This is a genomic window from Sphingobium sp. FW306-1B-F04DB (genome assembly GCF_058781925.1).
The window spans coordinates 1-3,938 of sequence record NZ_JBYSXE010000098.1 but is presented as its reverse complement, the minus strand read 5'-3'; the positions used below and the strand labels follow the sequence as shown (position 1 = coordinate 3,938).

Annotated in this window: 4 protein-coding genes; all 4 read right to left on the bottom strand. The window is 65.4% G+C overall.

Annotated elements, in window-relative coordinates; genetic code table 11:
• Positions 1 to 52 precede the first annotated feature (52 nt).
• Positions 53 to 856: an SDR family NAD(P)-dependent oxidoreductase gene (locus AC3WJD_RS21720; RefSeq protein ID WP_492748902.1), complete on the bottom strand. Its 804-nt coding sequence runs from the start codon at positions 854 to 856 to the stop codon at positions 53 to 55.
• Between the two features lie 10 nt (positions 857 to 866).
• Positions 867 to 1,631 (bottom strand): SDR family NAD(P)-dependent oxidoreductase, encoded by a 765-nt coding sequence (locus tag AC3WJD_RS21715; protein ID WP_492748901.1) that lies wholly within the window; start codon positions 1,629 to 1,631, stop codon positions 867 to 869.
• A gap of 98 nt (positions 1,632 to 1,729) precedes the next feature.
• A complete protein-coding gene (locus AC3WJD_RS21710) occupies positions 1,730 to 2,806 on the bottom strand; it encodes a phosphotransferase family protein (protein WP_492748900.1) in 1,077 nt (358 codons plus the stop codon).
• Entirely contained in the window at positions 2,803 to 3,885 is a 1,083-nt protein-coding gene (locus AC3WJD_RS21705) for a Zn-dependent alcohol dehydrogenase (protein ID WP_492748899.1), read from the bottom strand. The genes AC3WJD_RS21710 and AC3WJD_RS21705 overlap by 4 nt, the downstream gene beginning before the upstream one ends.
• Between the last annotated feature and the right edge of the window lie 53 nt (positions 3,886 to 3,938).

The following is a 3,938-nucleotide window of genomic DNA, read 5'->3' as shown; positions in this document are numbered from 1 at the left end:
CACCCCAACCCCTCCCCTGAAGGGGAGGGGCTTGTCGATTGCGCCTCGTTCGTCATGCGGCGGTCTTTCCGGTTTCCTGACGCGTCACGGGATGCGAACTTGAAAGCCCGCCATCGACGACGATCGCTTGTCCGTTGACGTACGAGGATTCGTCGGAGGCGAGGAAGAGCGCGGCGAAGGCGATCTCCTCGGGCTGGCCTGCGCGGCGCAGCGGGTTCAACCGCCCGATCTTCTCCTCGACGCCCTTTTCGCGCGCATAGGTGAAGGCACGCTCGGTCATCCCCGTCTCGATCAGTCCGGGGCAGATCGCATTGACGCGCACGCCCGTGCCCGAAAGCTGCTGCGCGGCGGTCTGGACGAGGTTGATCACGCCCGCCTTGGAGGCCGAATAGGCGGGGCCGCCCGCCCCCGAGCGGAGCCCCGCGACGCTGGCTGTGCAGATGATCGAGCCCGATCCCTTTTTCATGATCTGCTGTGCGGCGTGCTTGATGAGGATGAAGGGGCCGACGAGATTGACCTGCAGGATCTGCTGCCAGTCGTCTACGCTCTGCTCGAAGATGCCGGAGAGCCCGCCCGAAACGCCCGCATTGGCATAGGCGACGTCGAGCCCGCCATAGGAGAGGCGCGCGCTCTCGACGAGCTTCTGGACGTCCTCTTCCTTGCCCGCGTTCATCTGCAGCGCGCTGACCTCGCCGCCCTCGTCGCGGATCATCTTCGCGGTCTCGTGCACGCTTTCGGCCTTGTCGCCGATCACGAGCCGCGCGCCGTTGCGCGCATAGAGCAGTGCGGTGGCGCGCCCGATGCCCGAGCCCGCACCCGTGATGATCGCGCTTTTGCCTTCCAGCCTTCCGGCCATGTCTGGTCTCCTAGATGGTCTGCCCGCCGTCGACGACGATGGTCTGGCCGGTGAGGAATGTCGAGGCGGGGGAGGCGAGGAACACCGCCGCGCCCGCAATTTCATGCGGTTCACCGATGCGCCCGAGCGCGGCACCCGCGGTGGAGGCCTTGAGTGTCTCGGGATCGTCCCACAGCGCCCTAGCGAAGTCGGTCTTCACCAGCCCCGGCGCGATGCAGTTCACGCGCACATTGTGGCGGCCATATTCGCGCGCGAGGTTGCGCGCGAGCTGCATATCGGCGGCCTTGGAGATGCAATAGGCGCCCAGAACCTCCGAGCCGCGCAGCCCCCCGATCGACGAGATGATGATCACCGAGCCTTCCCGGCGCTCGATCATCTCGGGCACGACCATCGAGATCAGCCAGTGGTTGGCGACGATATTGTTGTCGAGGATCTTGCGGAACTGATCGTCCTCGATCCCCGCCATCGGTCCGTAATAGGGGTTGGACGCGGCGTTGCAGACGAGCGCGTCGATCCGGCCGAACGCCTTGCGACTTTCATCGACAAGGTTCTGCAGCGCTTCCTTGGCCGAGATATTGGCGGCAACCGCGATCGCGGTGCCTGGCCCATGTTTCACGTTGATCTCGGCGGCGACTTCGTCGCACGCGTCCTGCTTGCGGCTGGAGACGACGACCTTTGCGCCATGCGCCGCCATTTCCTCGGCGATCGCCTTGCCGATGCCGCGTGTTGACCCGGTGATGACCGCGACCTTGCCCGTCATGTCGAACTGGGACATCGGTTAAATCCTCTTTCGTGTCATCCCCGCGAAAGCGGGGATCCAGCTTCTTCTCTTTGCATCGTCTGGATTCCCGCGTGCGCGGGAATGACAATGTTTCATTTTGCCCCGGCCTTCTGCGCGAAATGCCATGCCGACTTTGCCAGCCCCGGAACGCGCTCGGCGGTCTTTTCGGCCTGCGCGCTCGAGGCCGTGCCTTCGAGGATGCGCTTCTTGATGCCCTGGACGATGCCCGTCAGCCGGAACAGATTGTAGCTGAAATACCAGTTGAGGTCGGGGACGCCGTCGCGCCCGGTCGCGGCGCAATAACGTTCGACCGCCTGCTCGATCGTCGGGATGCCGAGCGCCTCGAGGTCGAGCCCCGCGATCCCCGAACGCCCCTCGGGTTCGGTCACCCAGTTCATCAGCAGATAGGAGAAATCGGCGAGCGGATCGCCGAGCGTGGACAGCTCCCAGTCGAGCACCGCCAGCACCTTTGGTTCGGCGGCGTCGAAGATCATGTTGTCGATGCGGAAATCGCCATGGACGATCGACACGCGTTCCTGCTGCGGCACGGTCGCCGGGAGCCATTCGATCAGCCGGTCGACCTCCGGGATCGTCTCGGTCTCAGCGGCCTTGTACTGCTTGGTCCAGCGACCGACCTGGCGTTCGAAATAATTGCCGGGCTTGCCATAGTCGGCAAGCCCTACCGCCTCGTGATCGATGTTGTGGAGCGCGGCGAGCGTATCGACCATCGCATTGTAAATGCCCGTGCGCTCGGCGGGTGCCATGCCGGGCAGCGACCCGTCCCACAGGTTGCGGCCCTCGACCAGCGCCATGATGTAGAACATCGATCCGATCACGCTGTCGTCGGCGCACAATCCATAGGGCCGCGCGACGGGAAAGCCCGTCGGATGCAGTGCCGCAATCAGCCGGTACTCGCGGTCCACCGCGTGCGCCGATGGGAGCAGCGGGCCGAAGGGCTTGCGGCGAAGGACATAGGCGCCGCTCGCGGCATCGATGCGGTAGGTGGGGTTGGACTGGCCGCCCCTGAATTTGGAAAGCCGGATCGGGCCCTGAAAGCCCTCGACATTGGCCGCCATCCAAGCGCTCAGCGCGGCCTCGTCGAGCCGGTCCTTTTCGGGCACTTCGGTGGTGCCCACCATCGTGCTCTGGGCGTCAGAAGGCTGGGTCATCCGAAGGTCACCACCGATCGCACCGAGTCGCCCTTGCGAAGCTCGTCAAAGGCGTGATTGATCTGCTCCAGCGGGATGCGTTCGGCAATGATCGTGTCCAGGTCGAGCAGACCGCGCATGTAGAAATCGACGAGGCGGGGAATGTCGACGGGGAAGCGGTTGGCGCCCATCAGCGCGCCCTGCAGCTTCTTGCCCGAAAGCAGGTCCATCGCGCTGAGACCGATCTTTTCGTTCAAGGGCATCATGCCGAGGATCGTGGCGGTGCCGCCGCGGCGCAGCACCTTGACCGCGGTTTCGCCCGATGCGGGACGGCCAACGGCCTCGATCGCGTGATCGACACCACCCTTGGTCAGTTCGACAACCTGCGCGGCCGCGCCATCGGCGGTGGGATCGATGCTGTCGGTCGCACCGAGCTTTTCGGCGAGCGCGCGTTTCTCGGGAACGGGGTCCATCGCGATGATCCGTCCCGCGCCCGCGATCTTTGCGGCGTTGACCACCGCAAGGCCCACCCCGCCGCAGCCGACCACCGCCACGGTGTCGCCCGGCGTGATATCGGCGGCATGGAACACCGCGCCGGCGCCCGTCGTCACCGCGCAGCCGAGCACGCAGGCGCGGTCGAGCGGCATCTCGGGATTGATCGCGACGCACGCATGCTCGTGGACGAGCATCTGCTCGGCATAGGCCGAGAGGTTGAGCATCTGGTTGACGACGGTGTCGCCCATGCGCAGCCGCGGCGGTTCGCCGGGCTTGCGGCGCGTGTCGCCGCCAAGGCAGAGCGACATGCGCCCGGTAACGCAATATTCGCACTGGCCGCAGAATGCGCTGAGGCAGGTGACGACCGCGTCGCCTGGCTTCACCATCGTCACGCCTTCGCCCACCGCCTCGACGATACCTGCGGCCTCGTGGCCAGGGATACAGGGCATGGCGTGCGGATAGGCGCCGTCGACAAAATGCAGGTCCGAACGGCACACCCCGACCGCGGCGGTGCGGATCAGCACCTCGCGCGGGCCGGGCTTGTCGATCGTCACATCCTCGATGACGAGTGGCTTCCTGGGTTCGAAGAGAACGGCAGCTTTCATTGAATCGCTGATCCTTTGTTCCCCTCCCTGGCCCGGGGGGGGAACAAAGGATC